This window comes from Carnobacterium divergens DSM 20623 (assembly GCF_000744255.1).
GTDB classification, from domain to species: Bacteria; Bacillota; Bacilli; order Lactobacillales; family Carnobacteriaceae; genus Carnobacterium; species Carnobacterium divergens.
The window spans coordinates 2,404,579-2,427,713 of the sequence record NZ_JQLO01000001.1 but is presented as its reverse complement, the minus strand read 5'-3'; the positions used below and the strand labels follow the sequence as shown (position 1 = coordinate 2,427,713).

Sequence of the window (23,135 nt, the reverse complement as noted above, 5' to 3'; positions counted from 1 at the left end):
TTCTTAATAGTAGCATATTAAGATGAAACTTTTATTGAAATTTTTTCTTAAAAAAAAGAAATTTTTAATCTCATCCTTGCTAGCGCGCTTATTTTGTGCAGCTTTTACGAAACTATTAAGTCTTTTTTGTGCATTACGCCATACCAAATGAAACCGTTTTCTAATATACTTGATTTAACAACAAAATAAATAGAATGTGGGATGATATCATGGTAGAGATTGCTTTAAATAACATTTATAAAAAATATGACAATGCTGAAAACTTTTCAGTTACAGATTTTAATTTAACTATTCAAGATCGTGAATTTATTGTCTTCGTTGGACCCTCTGGTTGCGGAAAATCAACTACATTGAGAATGATTGCTGGACTAGAAGATATCAGCGAAGGAGAACTTTTCATCGGCGATACTTTAATGAATGATGTAGCACCTAAAGATCGTGACATTGCGATGGTTTTCCAAAACTATGCTCTTTATCCGCATATGACTGTATACGACAATATGGCTTTTGGTTTAAAATTACGTAAATACGATAAAGCCGAAATTAAAAAAAGAGTAGAAGAAGCAGGTGAAATTCTTGGTTTAACAGAATACTTACAACGCAAACCAGCTGCTTTATCCGGTGGACAACGTCAACGTGTAGCTTTAGGACGTGCAATTGTTCGTGACGCTAAAGTTTTCTTGATGGATGAACCACTATCCAACTTAGATGCAAAACTAAGAGTTGCCATGCGTGCTGAAATTGCGAAATTACATCGTCGTTTGGAAACTACTACTATCTATGTAACCCATGACCAAACAGAAGCTATGACAATGGCCGATCGAATCGTCATCATGAAAGATGGCTTTGTTCAACAAATTGGATCACCTAAAGAAGTATACGACACACCTAAAAATGTCTTTGTAGCCGGCTTTATTGGTTCCCCAGCTATGAATTTCTTCGAGGTCACGTTAACAGGCAATGTTATTTCTAATGGTTTAGGACTAAAATTAGTAATTCCAGAAGGAAAACGTAAATTACTAGAAGGAAAAGGATACGAAGGCAAAAAATTAATCTTTGGTATCCGTCCAGAAGATATTCATAGTGAGCAAATCACCCTTGATTCAAATCCAGAAAGTGTTGTTCATGCTGAAGTTGTCGTTTCGGAATTACTAGGTGCCGAAACAATGTTGTATACTCGTATTGATAACACCGAATTTATCTCTAAAGTAGATGCAAGAGATTTCCATAATCCAGGCGAATTTGTTGACCTAGCCTTTAATTTAAATAAAGGCCATTTCTTTGATCCTGAAACAGAAGATGTCATTCGTTAACCTGTAAAAAATCATTCCATTATGAAAATAATGTTTTTGATAAATAAATAATCCCTTTTTCGACATCCTTAAAATAAATTAAGGATGTCTTTTTTTTCTTCTCGTTTTAAAAAAAGGCTATTCTTTTAGTGTTTCAAAATAATTCACGTTTTTGTAAAAATAAAACTAAACTATTTAACTACTTTTTTCAACTTTAATCTTGTTCTTTTATTTAGATAACATAATAATGAAACCCTTATATAATTAAGGAAAACTAGTAAATATTAAACGAGGATATTCGCTTACAAGTTATTTTTTATTTTTTCCCTTTTCTGAGACGAAAATACGCAAAAAAAAACAACGATAATTTTCCATAAATCAGTTGACTTCCCTCCTTTAAAATTGGACTATTATAGGTAGTGAAGTTTTATATTACAAGTGATTTAATGCAACTAATCGATAGTATAAACTAGCCTGATAAATTTGAAAAAATAAAGGAGATCAATATGAAAATTATTGTAGTAGATCCAGGTAAAAATGAAGTAAAAAGCTTTTGTTTTTCAAACAATGGCACTCTAGAATACGTGAACTCATTTCCTTCAAAATCTAACGAGATTATCGAAGAACGATTTTTAGAAGAAGACAGCTCTTTACGTCAATACCGTATGGAACTAAATGGCCATAACTATATGGTAGGTGAAGGTGTGGATACCACTTATAACACAGAATTAACAAAAAATACATTGCACCACAAATTATGTATTTATGCAACCGTGGCAGACTTTTTAACTGAAGAAGATCACGACGAAGAAGTATTACTTGTTTTAGGCTATCCTTCAACAGATTTCCAAAACAACTTCCGTCGCGAAGATTACCAACGTCTGATTTATGGTGATAAAGATGGTCATATTGAATTCGTACAAAATGGCAAAGACGTTTCTTTCCAATTAACAAATGTCATCGTCTTACCAGAAGGACAAGCAATGTTACCAAGAATGACTGAAGTAGAAGATTATTATTCACTTTACGTGTTAGATATTGGTGGACAAAATGTAAACTTCCGTGAATTCGACAATAAAGGCAACGCGAAAACAGCTTTCTCAATCGATGCAGCTGGAGTGAATTATTTAGAAACCACTCTTGAAGCCGAATTGAGAAGAGCAATCGAAAATCCTAACGTGAACTTCCGTGGTATTGATTACAATGAAGCGATCTTAACTGGTAAAATTTTCGACATCGGTGCTATCGAAGGATTCTCTGATTCAACTGCTTTCATTAATAATGTTGTTCAAAACTTTATTAAAAAAGAAATCGTTAGTGAATTAGCATCTCGTGGATACAACATTAATGTTCAAGGTCAACACATCATCTTTACTGGTGGGGGAAGCTTGTTGTTACAACCTTATTTAGAAAACTTATTACAAGGAAACAAGTCAAACTTAATTTTCTCAAAATCTGCTAAATGGGATAACTGCTTGTCTTATACAATCAAAGCATTCCAAGAACAATTTACAACAAATGAGCAGTTTACAAGTTTCATCAAACCTTTATACACTGAATTAATGAAAAATGGTTACGCAAACTTCTATAAAGGCCTAACACCATCTGCTACACAAGATGATGATACAATGGACTTTAATCGCGTTCTATAAACGATAACTATTAAACCAAGTTAAAGATACAGCCGGTTTGGTTGTATCTTTAATTTTAGTCTGAACATCTAGGGGAAAAATAAAAAAGATAAAACTACAAAAAGGAGTACACCTATGAAACTTCATGATTTTTTAGATAAAAAAAATGCGTTGATGGATGCTTTATCTTCAGATGAAGTCAGTTCTAAACCAACAACTGATTCTAAAAAAGATGATCCGTTTAAAAGCGAATTAGTTTTTAATCAAATCAAATCAGAAGAACAATCTACTGATAACATTAATCAACGTAACGCTACCGTTTTACCAAATAAAACTGCTTTTCAAAAAAGCCCACGCTCAAATAATACAATTCAATTTAAAAGCATTGACAACAATCGCAACATTGAAAAAAATACTGAGCTAGAAGCAAATTATGAAAAACGTTTAACTGAATTAGAAGCTGCTTTTGAAATAAAACAAGCTAAATTAGAAGCTGATTACCAAGAAAAAGCAAACCGGATTGAAACAAAGCAGCAATTAGTTGCTAGTGAGTTGGAAAGTAATTTTAATCAACAACTCGAACAATTAAAAGAACAACAACTAACTGAACAAAAAGAACTTGAATCACAATACAATCATAAAGTGGCTGAAATCGAACGTCTTTCTGAAGAAAAACAAAAAGATATTGAAACAAAATACCACGAAAAAATGAAAATGCTTGAAGGAATCTATACAGATCAACAAGAATTAAACGAACAAAAATATTTAGCCAAAGAAATCGCTATTGAAAATGCTCGTAAAGAAGAAGAAGCAGCATTCAATAAAAAATATGAAACAAAATTAGCTGAACTCGAAAAACAAGCACAGACTAAAAAAGAGCTTGATGAAAAAAATTATCAAGAAAAACTAGCTCAATTAACTAAAAAACACGAAGATCAAGAACAAGAGTATGAGCGTAAATACTTAGAAAAAATTGAAAAACTTGATTTATTCTATCAAGAAAGACAAAATACCCTAGAGCTTGATCTTAAAGCCCGTGAAAAAGAAATTATTCAACAAGCTGAAAAGATTGCTGAAGAAAAAATTGATTTAGCCGGTCGTGAAGCACAACAATTATTGAATGACATCAAAGAAAAAGCTGAGAACCAAAATAAACAAATTGATCTTCAAAATCAAGAACTTGAGCTACAAAACAAAAAATTAATTGAAGATGCCAAAAAAATGGCAAGTAATATTATTAACAGTGCAAATGGTGAAGCTAAAAAGAAAAGTGAAATCGCTGCTGAACAAGCTGAAACAGCTTTGAAAAGCGCGCGTAGTGATGCTCAAATTCTGATTGAAAATACGCAAAATGAAGCTGAAAATATGCTAAAACTTGCTAAAGCTAATATCTTCGCATTAAAAGAAGAAGCTGAAAAAGCGATTGTATTAGAAAAAGCACAACATGAAAATACAATTGCAGATGAACGTTATCAGCTTAAGGCTGAGCGCGAATCCTTCTTAGTTTATAAAGAAGAATTCCAACAACATAAAGCTGCCATTGAAAAAAGCTTAGCTCATAAAGAGCATATTTTGGCGACTAAAACACAAGAAGATATTGCTTATTTAGAAGATAAAGCGATCGAACTAGACAATAAGCTAGATGTACGTATTCAACATAGTGAGAAACAATATAAATTAATTCACTACTCTACAATGCTGTTAAGTATTGTGACCTTGATTTTCTTTATTCTTTCGGTTTATTCTCAAACTTCTTATCCACAAATTGGATTATCTTTTATTTCTGTAGTAATCAGCATGTACCTTTTTTGTACTGCATACCTGAACCATAGACATATTGATGAGGTATCTGATGATGATGACGAATTTGATGACGACGATGAGTTCGATGATGATGACGAATTTGACGACGACGATGAGTTCGATGATGATGACGAATTTGATGACGACGATGAATTCGATGATGATGATGAATTTGATGACGACGATGAATTCGATGATGATGACGAATTTGATGACGACGATGAATTCGATGATGATGACGAATTTGATGACGACGATGAATTCGATGATGGTGACGAATTTGATGACGACGATGAATTCGATGATGGTGACGAATTTGATGACGACGATGAATTCGATGATGATGACGAATTTGATGACGACGATGAGTTCGATGATGATGACGAATTTGATGACGACGATGAGTTCGATGATGATGACGAATTTGATGAGAAAAAAAAGAAACGATTTAGTATTCTGAAAAGAAACAACTAAATAAACATTAAACTAGCAGTCTTCTGCTAGTTTTTTTTTATAAAAAAAGAAGATAGCGCATTCGCCATCTTCTTTGATTATTTATTTATTTTCATTTTCAGCCAATGTTTTTAACTCATCTACTTGAGTACGCACATCTGTAAATAAGCCATTTAATTTCAATCTTGTTTGATCTAGCTCGTAATAAATTTCATTGATGTCATTTGATAACGACTTACGTTGTGCTTGAATTTGAGTTTGATATACATTCGCTTCATTGCTTGCTTGAGTAATGATATCTTTCGCCATCTCTTTAGCATTTAAGACCGCATCAGCTAAATCAATTTTTACATTTGTTAACTGTGTTTTCAATTCAATATTTTCTTTTTCTAGAACATTATATTTCGCTAATTTTTTCTCTGTGTCTAGGACATCAAAGCTATACGTATTGATTTTTTCAAGCTGTTTTTTTAATAGTTGATTTTCTTCGTTCACTTGAGTGTATAATTCAATCGTATCATTTAATTGTTTTTTCGTACTTTGTTGACTAAAGTCCGTACCTTGTTGCATGGTTTCAATACGGTCATGCAATTGTTGTTTTTCAATTGCAGTCATTTTTAACTCTTCTTCTGCCATTACCAATTTTTTCTTCAAACGTTCATTGTCTTTAAATAAGCGAGCATTTTCTCGTTCAAATTTACCAGCAATTGCTTCATAATCATATTTTGTACGATCCTCTTCTTCTTCTTCATCGTCGTCATAATCTTCATCATCATAATCTTCGTAATCATCGTCATCGAATTCTTCATCATATTCTTCATCGTACTCATCATAATCATCGTGTTTCTTTTTCTTAAACCAAGCAAACGGTAACATATACTTTCCTCCAATACTTTTATAGTTTAATTGTCCTGAATACAGGCTTCTTGCGATTTTTATTTTGAATTTTCAATTTGATTTTCCTGTACCCTAAACTCCCTTTTATATGGTAAAATGGTACTAGTATTTTAATAAATTGAAAAAATCACTCTTATCAATTCTCAAACATCGTTCATTTTGAAAGGAGAACACTGATGCCACACACAAGTTACTATCTTACGTTAACAGTACTCATGTTTTATTATACCATTATAGTAACATTTCGTGTACTCATTCAACAAGGTTTTCTTAGTAAACCATTCTTTGTTTTCCCAAATTTTAGCCATTCTGTCAAAAAAACAACTCCGAAAACAACTAAAAAAAAGGTAAAAAAACGTCACAATCCCTCTACTATCAAGAAATCAAAACTACCTATTCAAAAGAAAAAACAACCGAAAAAAAAATCGATCATTTTACAAATTAAAAATAAATTCGCAATCATTGGCAAACCAAGTAGAAATCAGTTAATCATTATCAGCATTATCAGTTTCACTGCTTATTTTATTAGCAACAGTATGGAAACACTCATCATTACTTTTTTATACCTTTGCTTGATTTATACAGTTTCATTAATCTACCTTGCTTATGTGGAAACAAAAGAAGAAAATGAACGTTTAAAACAAGAAGTTCTAAACGCTCGCAAACGACGTAAAAAGAAAAAACAACTAAAAAAGACGAACTGATTTTTAATATGAGAAAATCAGTTTTTTTTTATTCCTCAAATAAAGAACGTTGATATTTTTTAGTGATCGTCATTAAATCTTTAAAGAAACAAGATGCGTAAGGCTTATAGCTTGGGTCTTTCAATCGACTTACTGCTCGTTCAATGACGACAATCTCTCGACTTTCATCAAAAATTGGTAGATTATTTTTTTGTTTAATATTTCCAATTTCAGTAACCAATTCCATTCTTTTTTCGAATAAAGCAACTAATTGCTTATCTAGTTCATCAATTTCATTTCGCTGTTTTTCTAACATTTCACTATCGCCCATTTCTTTTTGTTGAATTTATTCTGTAATTTCAATTAAATTCCCTTCAGGATCTTCTATTACACTTTCATAATAACCATCTCCAGTTATTCGGGGACCATTTTGACAGACAAAGCCGTCTTCTATTAGTCGACGGGTTAACTCATCTACATTGACCCGATTTCCAACTGAAAAGGCAAGATGTGCCCAGCCTAAATGCTTGTTATCAACGCGCTGTGTAACCGTTGCTTGTTGCATAATTTCCAAGCGTGTTTTATCTTGAAAAGTTAAAAAATAAGACTTAAATTGATTTTTCGGATTCTCATAAAGACCACTTACTTCTGCTTCAAAATAATGTTCATAAAACTTTCTCATCACATCAATATTTTCAACCCAAATAGCTACATGCTCAATTCTCATCCATTTTCTCCCTTTCTATTTATTATTATTTTGGCTCAATAATTTTAATGATTTTTGCTGGGTTTCCTGCAATTACTGCATCTTTAGGAAATGATTTTGTTACTACTGCTCCTGCTCCTACAACCACATTATCCCCCAACGTAACACCTGGAACAATAATCGCCGAGCCACCTACCCAAACATTATCACCAATTGTTATTGGTTTGCCAAGTTCTAAGCCATTATTACGCTCTGTAGGATCAAGTGGATGGGTTGCTGAATAAAGCTGCACACCAGGTGCAAACATGACATTGTTCCCAATTTTAATCGGACAAATATCTAAAAATGTGCAATCAAAATTTGCATAAAAATTATCTCCTACTTCAATATTGTATCCATAATCTACCCGAATATTAGGCTCAATAAAAACATTCTCGCCTACTTTACCAAGCAATTTTTCTAAAATAAGCTTTCCTTTTTCTCGGTGGTCATTTTGATTGTATTCTTTCACTAGTTTACGAGCGTTCCGTCTGCCTATTCTTAATTCAGCATCTCCTGGATTGTAAAATTCCCCAGCAATCATTTTTTCTTTTTCAGTTTTCATCTTTCTCCCCCTCATGTAAACGTTATTACTTCTATTATCTAATACTTCGCTTATTTTTACCACTTATTTATCAAGAAATTAAGAACTTTTTCAAGCTTGCAAAATAGAAAAAAGTGACCTACACTTAAAGATAACAGAAACTATCTATGGGAGGGAATTACATGAAAGAAAAAGAATTCAAAGGACACCCTTTAAAATTAAAAAGTTTAGTTAACGTTCGTGACTACGGAGGCTACCAAACAAAATCTGGTACGATTTTACCAAAAAAGGTCTTACGTGGTGCTGAGTTATATGGTCTAGATTCTGGCGATCAAGACATTTTAATGAAGGAATATCAGTTAAAGCAGGTAATCGATTTTAGAACAACTGTTGAAGATCAAGCACGTCCTGACCCCAAACTCCCAAATGTTCAAAATCACTTCATTAATATTTTAGGAGACGATTCCCCAGTTTCTGCAGACCCCGCAGAAATTATGAAGGAAATGAGTCAAACAGGAGCAGAGCCAGAATCTTATTTGTTAGAAATTTATCGTGACTTTGTAACAAGTTCCCATGCACACCAAGGCTATCAACAGTTTTTCAACTTATTGCTTCAAGAAAAAAAGGGCGCTACTTATTTCCATTGTACTGCCGGAAAAGATCGCACTGGTTTTGGTGGAGCCTTATTTTTAAGTGCGTTAGATGCGGATAACGACTTGATTATGGCTGATTTTCTATTAAGTAATACTTACCGGAAAGCTTACAATCAACAAGTTTTAGCTCAGTTAAAATCGGCTAACGCTCCAATTCAACAAATCAATATGGCTAAGGTAGCACTCGAAGTCCGACCAGAGTATTTAGAAGCCTCTTATCAAACAATGTTAAAAGAATTCGGTTCTGCGGATAATTATTTAAAAGAAGCGCTAGATTTAACAGATGACAAGCGAGAGTTGTTAAAAGAATTGTACTTAACTAACCGCTAATAACCGCTTGTATTTGTAAACGGATATTTTTTTCGCATAAACCTAAACATTCATCTTCAGTTAAGTATCTCAATTGGCGATAATAATGATTGAGAGACAACTTTGTTACCATTTTGTCTTTAGGATACATTTTTTGCAAAATTTTCTGCTGAAAATCAAGTTCTGTTAAAGAACCTTTTTCCTTAGGTATCCTAAAAAGCGAAAAGGGAGTCGAAGGATTTGCTGCTGTCTTCATTATATAAAGATAGATGTCTGTAACTGGACTTACAAGATGTGTTGGAATGACTGCTACACTATGAGAAGGTGGCAGTTTAGTTTCACCTGTCTCCTCTAAATATATTTTTTCAACTGTTGCTAGGAATTTTAAAACAAGAAAGGCTAACTGTTGATTGCTAGCATCCGTTATATTTAAGGGGTATTCATTGTAGTTAGTCGATTCTGGATCGTTATTTTTGTAGTTGATTAGTTTCATTGTTAGCCTCTCCTTTTTAAATTATGTATGAAAAGGATCTTCTATTATAGAAGATCCTTTTCTTATTTGTTAATGAGCTTCAATATAAGCATTTTTATACGTGTATTTCGCTCCTACTTGATGATTGTAAACATCTTTTACATAAGATTTTTGCAAGGTTGCTCCTGCTCGTTGGAACATCGGTGAGATGCCTGCTTCATCTAACAGGATTTTTTCTGCTGCTAGTAAATCATTCCAACGTGCTTCTGGATCCGTTGCGTGAATCGTTTTTGAATCTTCTAACAATTGATCATACTTCGCATTACTGTAGCTTGCACGATTGTACGGGCTGTTTGTTTGTTGTAAATCAATAAAGTTTACTGGGTCTGCAAAATCCGCTCCCCATCCGCCTTGTTGTAAATCATAGTCCTGATTTGTCGCCATTTCTAAACGAACCTTGAATGGCAATGAACGGATTTTGATTGTGACACCTGGTAAGCTTGTTTCAATTTGATCTTTTAAGAACGCGCTGATTTTCTTATTCGTTTCATCATCGTCTGCAATTAAGTCAATTTCAAATTTTTCTGTGCCTAATTCTTTTTTAGCAGCATCAAAATATTTTTTCGCTGCTTTTTTATCATATGGCAAGTAGTTCCCTGACTCTTTTCAGAAATCCTCATCTGTCTTAGGATTTGAAGCAAGACTAGGTGGAACAAAACCTGTTAATGCTTTTGAACCATTTGCTAGAATTTCTTCAGTTAAAAGCTTTTTATCGTAGGAAGCCGCAATTGCTTGACGCATATTTTCATTTGCTAATGGCGTTTTTTGGCCGTTGCGTAATTGATTGTATTGCATATACGCTGATCGTGCTTCTGTTTCAACGTCATATTCACTGTCTCCTTGATACTGTTTTGCATATTCACCCGTTAATAGAACACGATCTAATTTATCTGCATCGTATAAATTCAAAGCCGTTGCGGTTTCTTTAATAACTTCTACATTGATAGTATCTAAGTAGACATTTTTCTTATCCCAATAAGTTGGATTTTTTTCATACTTCCATGATAAATTCGTTCCTTCCCAGCCTTTGAAAACAAACGGGCCGTTCGAAAGCATGGCATCACTTGAAGTCCCATACTTATCTTTTTGTTCCGTAACAAATTTTTCATTTTGTGGGAAAAATGTTGGAAAAGCCATTAATGAAACAAAATAAGGAACCGGTGTTTCCATTGTTACCTTAAACTCGAAATCATTCACTGCTTCGACACCTAAAGTAGCAGGATCTGCTCCTTCTTCCATAATACTTTTAGCATTTTTGATTCCTTCAAATAGGTACGCATATGGTGCTGATGTTTTTGGATCAACGACTCGCTTCCATGCAAAAACAAAATCATTTGCTGTTACTTTATCGCCATTTGACCATACAGAATCGTCTCTTAATTTAAAAGTATAGGTCAATCCATCTTCACTTGTGGTCACTTTTTCTTTTGCAAGTGCCGGAACTGGATGATTTTTCTTATCTAAACGATACAAACCTTCCATTACTTGATTGAATACGGTAAAACTAACCGTATCTGTTGCAAGTGCTGTATCTCCTGTAGGCAATTCTGCTATTTCTACTAAATTTAAAACCTGCTCATCTGCTAAGTTTTTACCTGATTGATCCTTTTTAGTGCTATTTTTACTTTTATCGTCTGCTGTATTGGAACAACCCACAGCCAGTACTACTGAAAATAAAAGTATTCCCAAACCTACTTTTTTTAATTTCATTATGTGCACCCCTTATCTCTTATCCTTCACTTTTAAATCCCCTTTTTAAAAGTGATTGTTATTAATATAACTGATAAATGAGAAAGAAGCAAGATAATTATGAATATTCTGATAATTTACCATTAGACAACTCTCATAAATCGCATTTATGAAAGAAATCAATTAATTTAATTTCACTGAATTGGGTATACAGCATAACAACCAAATACCTTCACTACACCACCTAATAATTCAATTTCTTCAATTGCATGCTGAATTAAGGTTTGTTGATTGTTTACATATAAATCAATTAAGAAAAAATACTCACCTAATACCGTTTTTAGCGGTCTTGATTCAATCTTACATAAATCAATTTGGCGCCAGCTAAAAGCTGCTAGTACTTTATGAAGTGCTCCTGGAACATTATCTGGTAATGTCACGCTCATCGATATTTTTTCTTTATGACTGATTCTAGGCAACTCAACATTCTGATGACTCAGCAAAACAAAACGTGTTTGATTGTTTTCCAACTCTTGAATATTTTCAGCTACAATGGTGAGTTGGTATTCGTCTGCAGATACTTTTGAGGCTACGGCTACAAGATTTTGCTCAGGATGTTGTGAAATAAACTCAGCAGCATACGCCGTTGAAGGTGTTGACTCCACAACGGCTTTGGAAATTTCTGTTGTCAAAAAATGCTGACTTTGAGCTAATGCTTGTGGATGAGAAAGTACCTTAGTTGCTTTTTTCCACTCAGATACATGTCTTGGGTGAACCATTAGATGCTGATGAATTGGTAAAACAAGTTCGGCTTGAATCGACAAATTCGATTGATGATATAAATAATCTAAGGTGACATTTACGGGACCTTCTATTGTATTTTCAATCGGAACAACAGCTACATCTACGCTGCGCTCTTCAGCTGCTTGAATACAGGCAGGAATCGTTGGGTAAGGAATCAACTCTGCATTAGGAAAGGCTAATTGAGTTGCTAAGTAAGTAAATGAAGCGCTAGGACCTAAATAGGCAATTTTCATCATTAAACTCCTCCTCACTTTCCACTTTCTAATGCTGCTAAAATAGCTTGAGCTACCTGTATTTGCGTTAACTGGTCTGTTTTAATAATCAAGTCTGCTGTTTCTTCATAAAGCTTGATCCGTGGTTCAAAAATAGCTCGTATTTCAGTGGGCGTTTTTTCTTGAACTAACGGTCTAGTTGTATCTCCCTTTAAACGTTCTAAAAAGATAGCTGGATCTGTTTTCAAATAGACAACTGGATATTCTTCTGCTAAAATACGACGATTTTCAGGTTTTAAAATAATCCCTCCACCTGTTGAAATAATGGCCTCTTTTGCTACAACTTCTTTTAATTTTTGATGTTCTAAGTCACGAAATCCTTGTTCGCCATAAGTTTCAAATAATTCCGTAACAGACATTCCTTGCTCTTCCATGATTTCGCTGTCAATATCTGCGTGTTCACTGGCTGTTAATTTTGCCAATAGCTGACCAACGGTAGTTTTTCCTGCACCCATAAATCCGGTTAATATGATTTTCCTCATTTAGGCGACCCTCCATTTATTGACATAATGACGCGACATCCTCGAAGAAATTAGGATACGAAACGGAAACCGCTTCTGATCGTTCTAATTCTACTTCTCCTGTCGTTACTAGCAAGGCTGCAATTTGCAGCATCATTCCAATCCGATGATCGCCGTAACTCGTTACGTTTCCTCCGTGAAGAGGCGTTTGCCCTTCAATAATCATGCCATCATCTGTAGCTGTAATCACAGCTCCTAATGTGGTCAATTCTTTCACGACTGCGTCAATTCGATTGGTTTCTTTCACTTTTAATTCAGCTGCATCTTTAATGATGGTTTTTCCAGTAGCTTGAGTGGCAAGTAAGGCAATAATTGGCAGCTCATCAATTAAACGCGGAATCATTTCACCACTTATCTCAGTTCCGACTAATTCACTTGTCGAAACAGTAACCGTTCCTGCCAACTTACCTGTTTCTCTGCTTTCATCAGTAATAGTTAGCTGACCATTCATCGCTTTGATAACGTCAATGATTCCCGTTCTTGTTGGATTTAAACCCACATTTTCTAATCGTATTTCACTATTAGGAAGAATTAAGCCTGCCACCATAAAGAACGCTGCAGAAGAAATATCTCCTGGCACAACCATCTTTTGTCCTGTAAACTCTTGCTTTCCTTTTAATCGGATCGTCAACCCATCTACTTCAATATCCCCACCAAATTGACGAATCATATGTTCTGTGTGATCTCTGGTTTTTTCCTTTTCAACAATCGTCGTTTCGCCTTCTGCTTGTAAAGCAGCAAACAAAACTGCGCTTTTCACTTGAGCGCTTGCCACTGGCATTTCGTAATGAATGGCTTGTAAGCTTGTTGATCCTTTGACTGTAACTGGCGGAAATTCAGTACCTTCCTTGCCTTTGCAGTCTGCTCCCATTTGATTTAAAGGCAACATCACTCGATTCATTGGACGCTTTGCTATCGATTCATCTCCAAAAACAGTAGTTGAAAAATCACGTCCTGCAAGAATCCCCATCAGTAAACGAATCGTTGTTCCTGAATTGCCAATATTAATCGCTTGAGAAGGTTGTTTTAATGCATCCCAGCCTTTGCCGTGTACGATAATTTCTTCTGGCATTTCATCAATTTGGACACCTAGTTGACGAAATGCGTTAATCGTACTTAAACAATCGTCTGCTCTTAAAAAATGCTGAATCCGTGTTTCACCTGTGGCAATAGCTCCAAACATAATGCTACGATGTGACATGGACTTGTCTCCTGGAACTTTGATGGTACCGGTTAAATTGGTCTTATTTGTCATTAATTTCATTGAATGTCGTCCTTTCACTTGTTGTAACAATGGTAGCTACTGTTTTTTTGAATGCAAGATTTAGCTTGTTTTAAGTCTTCTTGGTTTTGGAAAGTTAGCTGCAAAATCCCATTAATTTCTTCTCTTGTTTCTAAAATTTTCAAATTGATTACACTAATTTTTTCTTGTGCCAAGTAACCTGTTACCTCTGAAATAACACCTGGGTAATCCGGTACATCAATAAATAAATCAAAAAATGCTGGCAAGGCGCCTTCTTTGTGAATCGGCATGGCATCTCTTGTTTCTTTTGCTTGATCAAAAAAATGATAAATAGCCTTGCTGTCGTTCGATTCAAGCATCTCAAGTAGTTGACTCATTTCATCTCGCCAATTTGTTACTAGCTGAATCAATACTTGATTATTTGATAATAAAATATCTGTCCACATCGTTGGATCAGATGATGCTATGCGCGTCATATCTCGAAAACCACCTGCAGCTAATCGTTTCGCTAGCGGGTACTTTACGCTAAAATCCGTCGTCTGATTGACTAAAGAAGCCGCAATAATATGTGGAAGATGGCTCAACATTCCTGTAATCTGATCGTGTTCTGCAGGGCTTAAAATTAAAAATTTGCTTGCTGTTCCATCAAACCACTGTTTAAATTCTTCCACTACTGCCTGACTATCTGGTTGATTATCTGCTGGCGTAATCAAATAGTAGGCATTTTCAAATAAATCAACTTTTGCCGCTTGTACACCTGATTTATGTGAACCTGCCATTGGATGCGCACCAATAAAGTGAATCCCTTTGGCTAAAAGTCCTGCTGCTGCATCCATAATAGAGCCTTTTGTACTTCCTGTATCCGTTACTAAAACAGTCGGCTTTAGCGACCAACTAACCATTTGAGTTAAAAAGGTTTCTGTCGCCTTAACTGGGCAACTAAATACTATTAAATCCGCATTTTCAGCTTCTTTTTTGATTTCATTACTCGCTTCATCAATAATTCCTAATGCGCAAGCTATTTTCAGCTGTTTTTGGTCTAAATCAATTCCAATAATCGTTACAGCTGGGTGCTTTTTACGGATTGCTAGAGCAATTGAGCCGCCAATTAAACCTAATCCAATAATTACTACTCTTTTTTTCTCCATCCAATCCTCCTTAGCTTTCTACGAATTAAAAATTCTTGATGTATTCACGGTATTCAGCTAATTCTTCTTTTAGACGCTTAAATGAATCTCCGTCAAATTTATCTAATAATGCTTCTGCAACTTCCCATGCCACAACGGCTTCTGCGACAACACTCGCAGCTGGAACTGCACAACTATCTGAACGTTCAATATCTGCTTTAAAGGTTTCTTTTGAATCAATATCGACACTTGGTAATGGTTTATATAAGGTAGGAATTGGCTTCATTACACCACGTACCACAATTGGCATACCGTTGGTCATACCTCCTTCAAATCCGCCCAAGTTATTCGTCGTTCTTGTATAGCCTGTTTTTTCATCCCATTCAATTGCATCCATCACTTGGCTGCCTGGTCTTCTTGCAGCTTCAAAGCCCACACCAAATTCTGCACCTTTAAATGCGTTGATACTCACTACGGCACGCGCAATTTTAGCGTCTAATTTTTTATCCCATTGTACATAGCTTCCTAACCCTGCTGGCACACCACCAACAACGACTTCAACAACGCCACCGATTGTGTCTCCCGCTTTTTTAGCTTCGTCAATTTTCGTCATCATTTGTTGTTCTACCTCTTTATCTAAACAACGCACTGGTGAATTCTCTGATAGCTCTTTGATTTCAGCTGTTGTATAGCTCTTTCCAAGCTCTGCACGAACGCCACCAATTTCTAGCACATGTCCAACGACTTCGATACCAAGTTCATGCAATAATTTTTTTGCAATCGCACCTACTGCTACTCGAACAGTGGTTTCTCTAGCGCTTGATCGCTCTAATACATTTCGTAAATCGCGGTGTCCATATTTCATGCCACCAACCAAATCTGCATGTCCTGGACGGGGTTTTGATACACGACGCATGCCCACTTTTTTTTCGTCAATTGGTTCAATGCTCATAACGGTTTCCCAGTGTTTCCAATCTTTATTTTCAACGGCTAATGAAACAGGCGAGCCCATAGTTCGTCCATGTCTGATACCAGCAGTGATTCTTGCTTGATCCTTTTCAATTTTCATTCGTCCGCCACGTCCGTACCCTTGTTGACGACGTTTTAATTCTTTATCAATATCTTCTTTTAAAAGCGGCATTCCGGCTGGCAAGCCTTCAATAATAGCTGTTAGTTCTGGTCCGTGTGATTCCCCTGCTGTTAAATATCTCATTTTCTGTCACTCCCCTTTGATTAAATAAGCTGATAATTCATTTGTTGAAATGCGCTTCAAACTGGCTTTTCCAATCTCTTCTAAATAGATAATCCGTAAAGTATCGCCTGTTGCTTTTTTATCGTGGTTCATTGCTTTTAATAATTTTTCAGGCTCCCACGGTTCCCAGCTAAGTGGCAAATGAAATTTATCCAACATATCCTTTAATTGCTGCGTTGTGCCAACTGCTGTGAGTCCTTTTTTTTCGGTAATGGTGTTCATTTGAACCATTCCAATAGCAACGGCTTCTCCATGTGTGCAGATGCCATACCCTGCAACTTGCTCAATGCCATGGCCAATCGTGTGCCCAAAGTTTAGTAACAAACGATTTCCAGTATCAAATTCGTCTTCTTCTACTACTTTTCGCTTGATTTCACAACACGCAGCAATAACTTCTACGCTGTGAGCAACTAGCTCTGCCTCATCTTTTAGACTCGCTAGTAGTGTCCAAAGTTCATAATCCGCTATCGCAGCCATTTTCACTATTTCAGCAATGCCTTCACGAATTCGGCGTGGCTCTAAAGTATTCAATGTCATGGGATCAATTAAAACCCCATCAGGTTGAGCAAAGGTGCCGATCAAATTTTTCCCCTGAGGTAGATTAACCGCGGTTTTGCCTCCAATGCTGCTATCGACTTGTGCTAATAGCGTCGTTGGAATTTGCATAAAATGCACCCCTCGCAAGTAAGTAGACGCAACGAAACCTGTTAAATCTCCAATTACTCCACCGCCCAACGCAATCACACCATCGGTACGGGTTAGTCCAGCATCTAGAAACGCACCATATAATGCTTCTGCTACAGTTAAGCTTTTACTCGTTTCTCCCGGTTGTACAACGGCTAAATGAGCTTTAAAACCTGCTTTAGTTAAGCTCGTGATTACCGTTTCTCCATATAATGCCTCAACGGTTTCATCTGTCACCACCACAATACGTTGCGGCTGCCATTTTTTTTTGACCCAATTGCCAACATCTTGTAGCAAGCCCTTTTCAATGGTAAGTGTGTAGCGATGGTCGGGTAAATTTACATTGATTTCCATGAGTTGTCCACTTCCTATTCGTCGATTTCTTTCATGAACGCTGTTAATTTTGTTACTTTTTTCATCATTTTTTCGTAGTTTTCAGGAGTTAGCGACTGCGGCCCATCAGATAATGCGTTAGCTGGATCTGGATGAATTTCCACAATCAAAGCATCGGCTCCAGCAGCTATTCCAGCTAATGACATTGACTCTATCATTTCCCAGCGACCTGTTCCGTGACTTGGATCTACCATAATTGGAAAATGACTTAATTTTTTAATCGCTGGCACTGCACTTAAGTCAAAGGTATTTCGAGTGTAAGTTTCGTATGAACGAATGCCACGTTCAACAAACAGAATATTAAAGTTTCCTTCATTGGCAATGTATTCAGCCGCATGAATCCACTCATCTATCGTACCTGAAATGCCACGTTTTAGCGCGATAGGCATTCCCGTTTTTCCTACAGCACGTAACAATTGGAAATTTTGCATATTTCGGGCACCAATTTGAAGCATATCTGCGTATTTTGCTACTAATGGTAAATTTTCAATATCCATTACTTCGGTAATTACTTTTAATCCAGTTAAATCTGCAGCTTCACGCATGTATTTCAAGCCTTCTTCTTCTAGCCCTTGGAAGGCATATGGCGATGTTCTTGGTTTAAAGGCACCTCCACGTAAAAATTGAGCGCCTCCTGCTTTAGCAATTTTTGCAGTTTCGATAATTTGCTCTCTAGATTCTACCGAACAAGGACCTGCCATTGTAACAAAATGACCATCTCCAATTTTAATACCGTCAACGTCAATTACGGTTGAACTTGGGTGGAATTCACGGCTTGTTAATTTGTAAGTGGATGAAATTTTCTCTGCATTTTCAACACCATCGCAGGCTTCAAATAGTGCTTCTTGAATTTTCGTTGTGTCACCAATAACGCTGATAACAAGTTTTTCTAACCCTTCATTCAGTTGAATTGCTAAGCCTTCTTCTTCAACTTTTTTAATCACCGCTTGAATCTCTTCTTGTGTTGCTTCTGCTTTCATTGTAATAATCATTATCTGTTCCTCCATTAATTGTTTTTAGTTAAAATAATAACTCTTTGATTTCAGCAACCGGCATTTCTTTTCCTGTCCATAATTGAAATGCTGCAGCTCCTTGCCAAAGCAACATCCCTAAACCGTTTAACGTTTGGCAACCCGCCTCTCTTGCTTGCTTAAGCATTATGGTTTCTCTTGGAGTATAGATAACATCTACCACCACTAAATCTTTTCTAAATACACTTGTATCATGAATGGGGGTTTCATTTTCTAATGGCTTCATGCCTACGTTTGTAGCATTGACCAAAATTGCACTGTTTCTCACTTCAATGTGTAATTTATCCGAATCTGCTAAGTCATAAATCTGAATAGTACAATTCGTTTCTTTTTTGATAGTCGCAATTTTTTCTTTATATTTTTCTGGATAACGGTCAAAGATTGCAATTGATGACACACCGTCTAACGCTGCTTGAATGCAGATAGCAGTTGCCGCACCTCCTGCTCCAAGTAGAGTCATTTTTTTCCCTATAATTTGAATTCCTTCTTGTAGCAAACCACTCATAAAACCTGTTCCATCGGTTATATGTCCTGTTAATACTCCATTGTCGTTGACAATTGTATTGATTGCTCCCGCCAGTTTTGCTGCTGGGGAAAGATAATCCATATAGTGACATGCCAGTTGCTTATTTGGCATTGATAAGTTAGCGCCTCTCATTCCGAGTGTTTTGATAGATTGAATTGCGGATGGAAGTTGTTCTTGTCCAACTTCAAAAGCTAGATACGCATAATCCAACTGTAAACGTTGAAAAGCTTCATTATGCATTTGCGGAGAAATACTATGACGAATCGGTGTTGCAAATAAGCCAATTAGTTCTGTTTTTCCTGTGATTCTTTCTGCCATTTAGTGCTCCTCCTTTGGATAAGTTTTCTTGAATTCAGTTTGGATTAGTGATTTTTAGATCAAAATGCCAATAAAAAAGCATCCACTTTAGATTTGTCAAAAATCTAAAGTGGATGCTAACGGATGAACAGAATCGTCATCACTGAACTATTAAAGCCACATAGATTTTTTCGAAATCTATGTGGCGAATTTGGTCAACTTAAAATTCTCTAGCCATCATAGATACAAACAAGTTTGCGTTGTCTGCACCCATGAGTTTCATGACTACAAACTTATCTAAAATAGCTAAAGTAACGATTATTTAATTGTTTATTAGTATTGTTAGTTAAACTCATGTCACTCACTCCATAACTAAATTTTTGAATTGTTACAAGTATAGAAAAGATTTTTAGGTTTGTCAACTGTTAATTGAAAAAGCTTTTTTATTAGGACTTAATCTAATTGATTATAGTCCTAATAAAGGTGCTGGGTTGACAACATTTCCCATTCCGCCATTTTGCGCTGTGCGGATTTCAAAATGTAAATGTGGTCCATCAACTTGTCCCGTTGCGCCAGTTGCACCAATAACTTGTCCTTTTGTGACACGATCACCTACACGAACTGATTGAGAAGATTGGTGAGCATACAGCGTCCATGTCCCGTTGTCGTGTTTGATAACTGTTGCGATACCATAACCTGATACAGGCATTCCGTCTTGTTGTGCAATGACAACCACTCCATCTAATGAGGCGTGGACTGGAGTTCCAACTGGGCTTGCAAAATCAATTCCTTTGTGGAAACCGTTTTGGTCGTAACCAGAACGAGGTCCATAAGACGATGACACTGGGCTATTAACAGGCATTCCATATGCTCCGCCACCAACAGGCGTTGAAGATGAGCCTTGGTTGTTGTTATTCGTAGTTGTATTTGTTGGTGCTGCTACAGCCGGTGTTTTAACATTTGCTTTTGCAGCTTCTTCAGCAACAGCTTTTTGAGCTGCGGCATTTTCTTGCGCTTGTTTGTCGGCTGCTAATTTAGCAATTCTAAAGTCCTCGGCTTGTTTTTCAGCTGCAACTTTTTGAGCTAAGAAGGTTTGTTTATCCCCTTCGGCAGTTGATGTATCAGCTGCTAATTGAGCTACGATTGTTTCTTTTTCTAATTTTTGTTGTTGCAACTTGCTTTGTGTTTCTGATAATTCTTGCGCTAATGTTTTTTGCTCATTCACTTTTTTTGACTCTTCTTTTTCTTGAGCTGCAACTTTAGCTTTATCTTCAGCTTGTTGTTTTACCATATTGCGATTCGCTGAAACGACTTGGCTTACCACGTCAATTCGTCCAATAACATCCGATAAAGACTCGGCTGAAATCACAAATTCAATGTAATTTTCAGATGCGCCATTGACTTGAACAGAGCGGGCTTGCTCTTTTAATTGATCGTTGCGTTGCTCAATTTTTTTAGTTAGCTTCATATTTTCTTTGGCTAAACGATCCACATCATTTTGTGTATTTTGGATATCTGTTAAAATTTGTTTTGATTTGTCTTCATTTTTTGATACAGTATCTTCTATTTTCACTAAATCATCTTGAGTTAATTTTGTTTGACTTTTTAATGTATCGATTTTTTTATCTTGTTCTTCGATTTTTGTATCAATTGTTTCTGCATGAACTGCAATAGTTGAAACAACTGGGCTAGCTAATAGCACTGTTAAAACGGCTAATTGGGTCATTTTTTTATTCACTGCTGTTTCCTCCGCTTTTCTCTTCATATCTATATTTTTTTTATTCATAATGTTTGTTTTGTATGAACTGAGTATAGCACAAAAAAGCAGCTTAATAATTTTCGTTTCAGTGACAAAAAAATTACTTACTGTAATATAGTAAATAGTTACACTATACCAATAACGTATATAGCATGGGATTTTTATTAATTGAAAGATACGACGAATCAAAACTTCTTACACGTTCCTCGAGTTCAGAAGCGTCACTCTTCTCTTTTAAGAGAATTCCGATGATAACAGGACCACTTCCTCGATTTACTTTTTTCGTGTATTCAAATTTTGTAATATCATCATTTGGTCCTAGTACAACGTTCACAAATTCTTTCAAGGCACCTGGTCTTTGTGGGAAATTCACTAAAAAGTAATGCTTTAGTCCTTCAAATAACAATGACCGCTCTTCAATCTCTTGCATTCGATTAATGTCATTGTTCCCTCCACTAATCACACAAACCACTGTTTTACCAACTAGTTCTTCCTTCATCGCTTCTAATGCTGCAACCGATAATGCTCCTGCCGGCTCCGCAACAATCGCTTGCTTTGTATATAAATCTAAAATCGTTGAACAGACTGCACCTTCTTCAACGCTTATCATTTTATAAATCCATTTTTTACAATGTTGGTAATTTAACTGCCCTACTTTTCCAACTGCTGCGCCATCTACGAACTTATCGATTTCTGATAAAGTCGTAACACTCCCTTGAGCTAATGATAGCTCCATTGAAGCAGCACCGGAAGGTTCAACTCCAATGACTTTAGTAGTTGAGCTTACCTCTTTAAAGTAACTGAGCAGACCTGAAATAAGGCCTCCTCCACCAACTGCAGCCAATAAATAATCGGCTTTGATTCCAGCTTTATCTAAATCTGTATTGATTTCCACCCCCACTGTTCCTTGACCTGCTATAATCGCTGGATCATCAAATGGATGAATAAATACAGACCCTTTTTCTTTTGAAAAAGCGCTCGCTGCAAAGGCTGATTCATCGAATGTATCTCCTGTTAACACAACTTTTACCATTTCTCCACCAAAAAATTCTACTTGGGAAATTTTCTGAGCTGAAGTCGTTGTAGGCATAAAAATAGTTGCTGGTATTGCTAATGTAGCACAAGTATAAGCGACTCCTTGTGCATGATTTCCAGCACTCGCACAGGTTACACCTTGTTTCATCTGCTCTTTTGAGAGTTGAGAAATGGCATAATAAGCACCTCGTAATTTAAATGAACGGACCCATTGTAAGTCTTCTCTTTTTAAGTAAACATTGCAATTGTATTTTTTTGAAAGATACAGATCTTTTTCTAACGGTGTCTGTTTTACAATTGGCTTTAAGACTTGATAAGCTTTCTCGATTTCTGTTTTTGTAACAAATTTCTCCACAAAGTAACCTCCTTCTATTGATAATTAAAGTCAACTTGCTTTTCATAATTCGTTAATGCTTCTTGATGGCTTCCTAGGGTCACTGCAATATCGTCTAAGCCATGAATCAGTTTGTGTTTCCAAACGGGGTCAATCGTAAAGGAGTACTCTCCAACGGGACTCTTCACTAGTTGTTGTTGTAAATTAATTTCAATTTTTTGATGACCTTTTAATGTAGCTAATGCTTGTCTTGCTTTTTTAGGCAGTTCAATCGGTAAGATGCCATTTTTTGTACAATTCATATAAAAAATATCACTATAACCTCCCGCAATAATGACGCGAAAATGGTAATCTAACAATGCCCATGCTGCGTGTTCTCGAGAAGATCCACATCCAAAGTTTTCCCCCGTAATTAAAATCGTTGCAGTTTGCCTATCTGGATCATTTAATGAAAAATCTTCATTTAGCGTTCTGTCAGGCAAATAGCGCCACTCATCAAATAAAAATTCTCCAAAGCCTGTTTTTTCAATTCGCTTTAAAAATGATTTGGGAATAATTTGATCGGTATCAATGTTATCATTCATTAAAGCAACCGTTGTGCCAAAATGTCTGTTAATTGGCTCCAT

General features: G+C 35.9%; 20 protein-coding genes and 2 pseudogenes. 5 read left to right on the top strand and 17 right to left on the bottom strand.

Features of this window, described 5'->3' with window-relative positions; genetic code table 11:
* Positions 1-209 precede the first annotated feature (209 nt).
* From BR52_RS11550 to BR52_RS12895, 3 genes are all read left to right on the top strand, one after another.
* On the top strand, positions 210-1,313 hold the full coding sequence (locus tag BR52_RS11550) for an ABC transporter ATP-binding protein (protein WP_034572948.1): 1,104 nt from the start codon (positions 210-212) through the stop codon (positions 1,311-1,313).
* Positions 1,314-1,798: 485 nt separating this feature from the next.
* The gene (locus BR52_RS11545; protein ID WP_034572944.1) at positions 1,799-2,944 is read left to right on the top strand and encodes a ParM/StbA family protein; all 1,146 of its coding nucleotides are present in this window, start codon (positions 1,799-1,801) and stop codon (positions 2,942-2,944) included.
* 114 nt (positions 2,945-3,058) lie between these two features.
* Positions 3,059-5,200: a coiled-coil domain-containing protein gene (locus BR52_RS12895; RefSeq protein ID WP_156099060.1), complete on the top strand. Its 2,142-nt coding sequence runs from the start codon at positions 3,059-3,061 to the stop codon at positions 5,198-5,200.
* Positions 5,201-5,281: 81 nt separating this feature from the next.
* Here BR52_RS12895 and BR52_RS11535 read toward each other — a convergent pair whose 3' ends face one another.
* Positions 5,282-6,055, bottom strand: coding sequence for a hypothetical protein (locus tag BR52_RS11535; protein WP_034572941.1), 774 nt, complete (start codon positions 6,053-6,055; stop codon positions 5,282-5,284).
* A gap of 197 nt (positions 6,056-6,252) precedes the next feature.
* On the opposite strand from BR52_RS11535, the gene BR52_RS11530 reads away from it, so the two are divergent.
* A complete protein-coding gene (locus BR52_RS11530; RefSeq protein WP_034572938.1) occupies positions 6,253-6,780 on the top strand; it encodes a hypothetical protein in 528 nt (175 codons plus the stop codon).
* A 28-nt stretch (positions 6,781-6,808) separates the two neighbouring features.
* Here the strand turns inward: BR52_RS11530 and BR52_RS11525 are convergent, their stop codons facing one another.
* The 3 genes and pseudogenes from BR52_RS11525 to BR52_RS11515 all read right to left on the bottom strand — a co-directional run.
* Positions 6,809-7,075: a chorismate mutase gene (locus BR52_RS11525; RefSeq protein ID WP_034572936.1), complete on the bottom strand. Its 267-nt coding sequence runs from the start codon at positions 7,073-7,075 to the stop codon at positions 6,809-6,811.
* A 30-nt stretch (positions 7,076-7,105) separates the two neighbouring features.
* Entirely contained in the window at positions 7,106-7,486 is a 381-nt protein-coding gene (locus BR52_RS11520; RefSeq protein WP_034572933.1) for a VOC family protein, read from the bottom strand.
* A gap of 34 nt (positions 7,487-7,520) precedes the next feature.
* Positions 7,521-8,069: pseudogene (locus tag BR52_RS11515) on the bottom strand (maltose acetyltransferase domain-containing protein); the annotation flags it as partial.
* Positions 8,070-8,230: 161 nt separating this feature from the next.
* On the opposite strand from BR52_RS11515, the gene BR52_RS11510 reads away from it, so the two are divergent.
* A complete protein-coding gene (locus BR52_RS11510; protein ID WP_034572928.1) occupies positions 8,231-9,031 on the top strand; it encodes a tyrosine-protein phosphatase in 801 nt (266 codons plus the stop codon).
* On the opposite strand, the gene BR52_RS11505 is transcribed toward BR52_RS11510, so the two are convergent.
* The 13 genes and pseudogenes from BR52_RS11505 to leuD form a co-directional block, all read right to left on the bottom strand.
* Positions 9,021-9,503, bottom strand: a complete 483-nt coding sequence (locus BR52_RS11505; protein WP_034572925.1) for a hypothetical protein — start codon at positions 9,501-9,503, stop codon at positions 9,021-9,023. The genes BR52_RS11510 and BR52_RS11505 overlap by 11 nt on opposite strands.
* A 69-nt stretch (positions 9,504-9,572) precedes the next feature.
* Positions 9,573-11,024 (bottom strand): annotated as a pseudogene (locus tag BR52_RS11500) (peptide ABC transporter substrate-binding protein).
* A gap of 401 nt (positions 11,025-11,425) precedes the next feature.
* On the bottom strand, positions 11,426-12,268 hold the full coding sequence (gene pheA / locus BR52_RS11495; protein ID WP_034573910.1) for a prephenate dehydratase: 843 nt from the start codon (positions 12,266-12,268) through the stop codon (positions 11,426-11,428).
* 14 nt (positions 12,269-12,282) lie between these two features.
* The gene (locus BR52_RS11490; protein ID WP_081890736.1) at positions 12,283-12,789 is read right to left on the bottom strand and encodes a shikimate kinase; all 507 of its coding nucleotides are present in this window, start codon (positions 12,787-12,789) and stop codon (positions 12,283-12,285) included.
* 16 nt (positions 12,790-12,805) lie between these two features.
* A complete protein-coding gene (gene aroA, locus BR52_RS11485) occupies positions 12,806-14,092 on the bottom strand; it encodes a 3-phosphoshikimate 1-carboxyvinyltransferase (protein WP_034572923.1) in 1,287 nt (428 codons plus the stop codon).
* A gap of 14 nt (positions 14,093-14,106) precedes the next feature.
* On the bottom strand, positions 14,107-15,219 hold the full coding sequence (locus BR52_RS11480) for a prephenate dehydrogenase (RefSeq protein WP_034572921.1): 1,113 nt from the start codon (positions 15,217-15,219) through the stop codon (positions 14,107-14,109).
* A 25-nt stretch (positions 15,220-15,244) separates the two neighbouring features.
* The gene (aroC, locus tag BR52_RS11475; RefSeq protein WP_034572918.1) at positions 15,245-16,411 is read right to left on the bottom strand and encodes a chorismate synthase; all 1,167 of its coding nucleotides are present in this window, start codon (positions 16,409-16,411) and stop codon (positions 15,245-15,247) included.
* 6 nt (positions 16,412-16,417) lie between these two features.
* Positions 16,418-17,488, bottom strand: a complete 1,071-nt coding sequence (aroB, locus tag BR52_RS11470) for a 3-dehydroquinate synthase (RefSeq protein WP_034572916.1) — start codon at positions 17,486-17,488, stop codon at positions 16,418-16,420.
* A 14-nt stretch (positions 17,489-17,502) separates the two neighbouring features.
* Positions 17,503-18,519, bottom strand: coding sequence for a 3-deoxy-7-phosphoheptulonate synthase (gene aroF / locus BR52_RS11465; protein WP_034572913.1), 1,017 nt, complete (start codon positions 18,517-18,519; stop codon positions 17,503-17,505).
* Between the two features lie 28 nt (positions 18,520-18,547).
* Complete coding sequence (locus BR52_RS11460; RefSeq protein WP_034572911.1) at positions 18,548-19,402, bottom strand: shikimate dehydrogenase; 855 nt, start codon at positions 19,400-19,402, stop codon at positions 18,548-18,550.
* Positions 19,403-19,847: 445 nt separating this feature from the next.
* The gene (locus BR52_RS11455; RefSeq protein WP_034572908.1) at positions 19,848-21,119 is read right to left on the bottom strand and encodes a murein hydrolase activator EnvC family protein; all 1,272 of its coding nucleotides are present in this window, start codon (positions 21,117-21,119) and stop codon (positions 19,848-19,850) included.
* 151 nt (positions 21,120-21,270) lie between these two features.
* Positions 21,271-22,530, bottom strand: coding sequence for a threonine ammonia-lyase IlvA (ilvA, locus tag BR52_RS11450; protein WP_034572906.1), 1,260 nt, complete (start codon positions 22,528-22,530; stop codon positions 21,271-21,273).
* A gap of 14 nt (positions 22,531-22,544) precedes the next feature.
* Entirely contained in the window at positions 22,545-23,135 is a 591-nt protein-coding gene (gene leuD / locus BR52_RS11445) for a 3-isopropylmalate dehydratase small subunit (RefSeq protein WP_034572904.1), read from the bottom strand.

Bases quoted from the DNA above. Each gene is read 5' to 3' on its own strand.
- BR52_RS11550 (WP_034572948.1), top strand. From the start codon at position 210: ATGGTAGAGATTGCTTTAAATAACATTTATAAAAAATATGACAATGCT.
- BR52_RS11545 (WP_034572944.1), top strand. From the start codon at position 1,799: ATGAAAATTATTGTAGTAGATCCAGGTAAAAATGAAGTAAAAAGCTTT.
- BR52_RS12895 (WP_156099060.1), top strand. From the start codon at position 3,059: ATGAAACTTCATGATTTTTTAGATAAAAAAAATGCGTTGATGGATGCT.
- BR52_RS11535 (WP_034572941.1), bottom strand. From the start codon at position 6,055: ATGTTACCGTTTGCTTGGTTTAAGAAAAAGAAACACGATGATTATGAT.
- BR52_RS11530 (WP_034572938.1), top strand. From the start codon at position 6,253: ATGCCACACACAAGTTACTATCTTACGTTAACAGTACTCATGTTTTAT.
- BR52_RS11525 (WP_034572936.1), bottom strand. From the start codon at position 7,075: ATGTTAGAAAAACAGCGAAATGAAATTGATGAACTAGATAAGCAATTA.
- BR52_RS11520 (WP_034572933.1), bottom strand. From the start codon at position 7,486: ATGAGAATTGAGCATGTAGCTATTTGGGTTGAAAATATTGATGTGATG.
- BR52_RS11510 (WP_034572928.1), top strand. From the start codon at position 8,231: ATGAAAGAAAAAGAATTCAAAGGACACCCTTTAAAATTAAAAAGTTTA.
- BR52_RS11505 (WP_034572925.1), bottom strand. From the start codon at position 9,503: ATGAAACTAATCAACTACAAAAATAACGATCCAGAATCGACTAACTAC.
- pheA (WP_034573910.1), bottom strand. From the start codon at position 12,268: ATGAAAATTGCCTATTTAGGTCCTAGCGCTTCATTTACTTACTTAGCA.
- BR52_RS11490 (WP_081890736.1), bottom strand. From the start codon at position 12,789: ATGAGGAAAATCATATTAACCGGATTTATGGGTGCAGGAAAAACTACC.
- aroA (WP_034572923.1), bottom strand. From the start codon at position 14,092: ATGAAATTAATGACAAATAAGACCAATTTAACCGGTACCATCAAAGTT.
- BR52_RS11480 (WP_034572921.1), bottom strand. From the start codon at position 15,219: ATGGAGAAAAAAAGAGTAGTAATTATTGGATTAGGTTTAATTGGCGGC.
- aroC (WP_034572918.1), bottom strand. From the start codon at position 16,411: ATGAGATATTTAACAGCAGGGGAATCACACGGACCAGAACTAACAGCT.
- aroB (WP_034572916.1), bottom strand. From the start codon at position 17,488: ATGGAAATCAATGTAAATTTACCCGACCATCGCTACACACTTACCATT.
- aroF (WP_034572913.1), bottom strand. From the start codon at position 18,519: ATGATTATTACAATGAAAGCAGAAGCAACACAAGAAGAGATTCAAGCG.
- BR52_RS11460 (WP_034572911.1), bottom strand. From the start codon at position 19,402: ATGGCAGAAAGAATCACAGGAAAAACAGAACTAATTGGCTTATTTGCA.
- leuD (WP_034572904.1), bottom strand. From the start codon at position 23,135: ATGGAGCCAATTAACAGACATTTTGGCACAACGGTTGCTTTAATGAAT.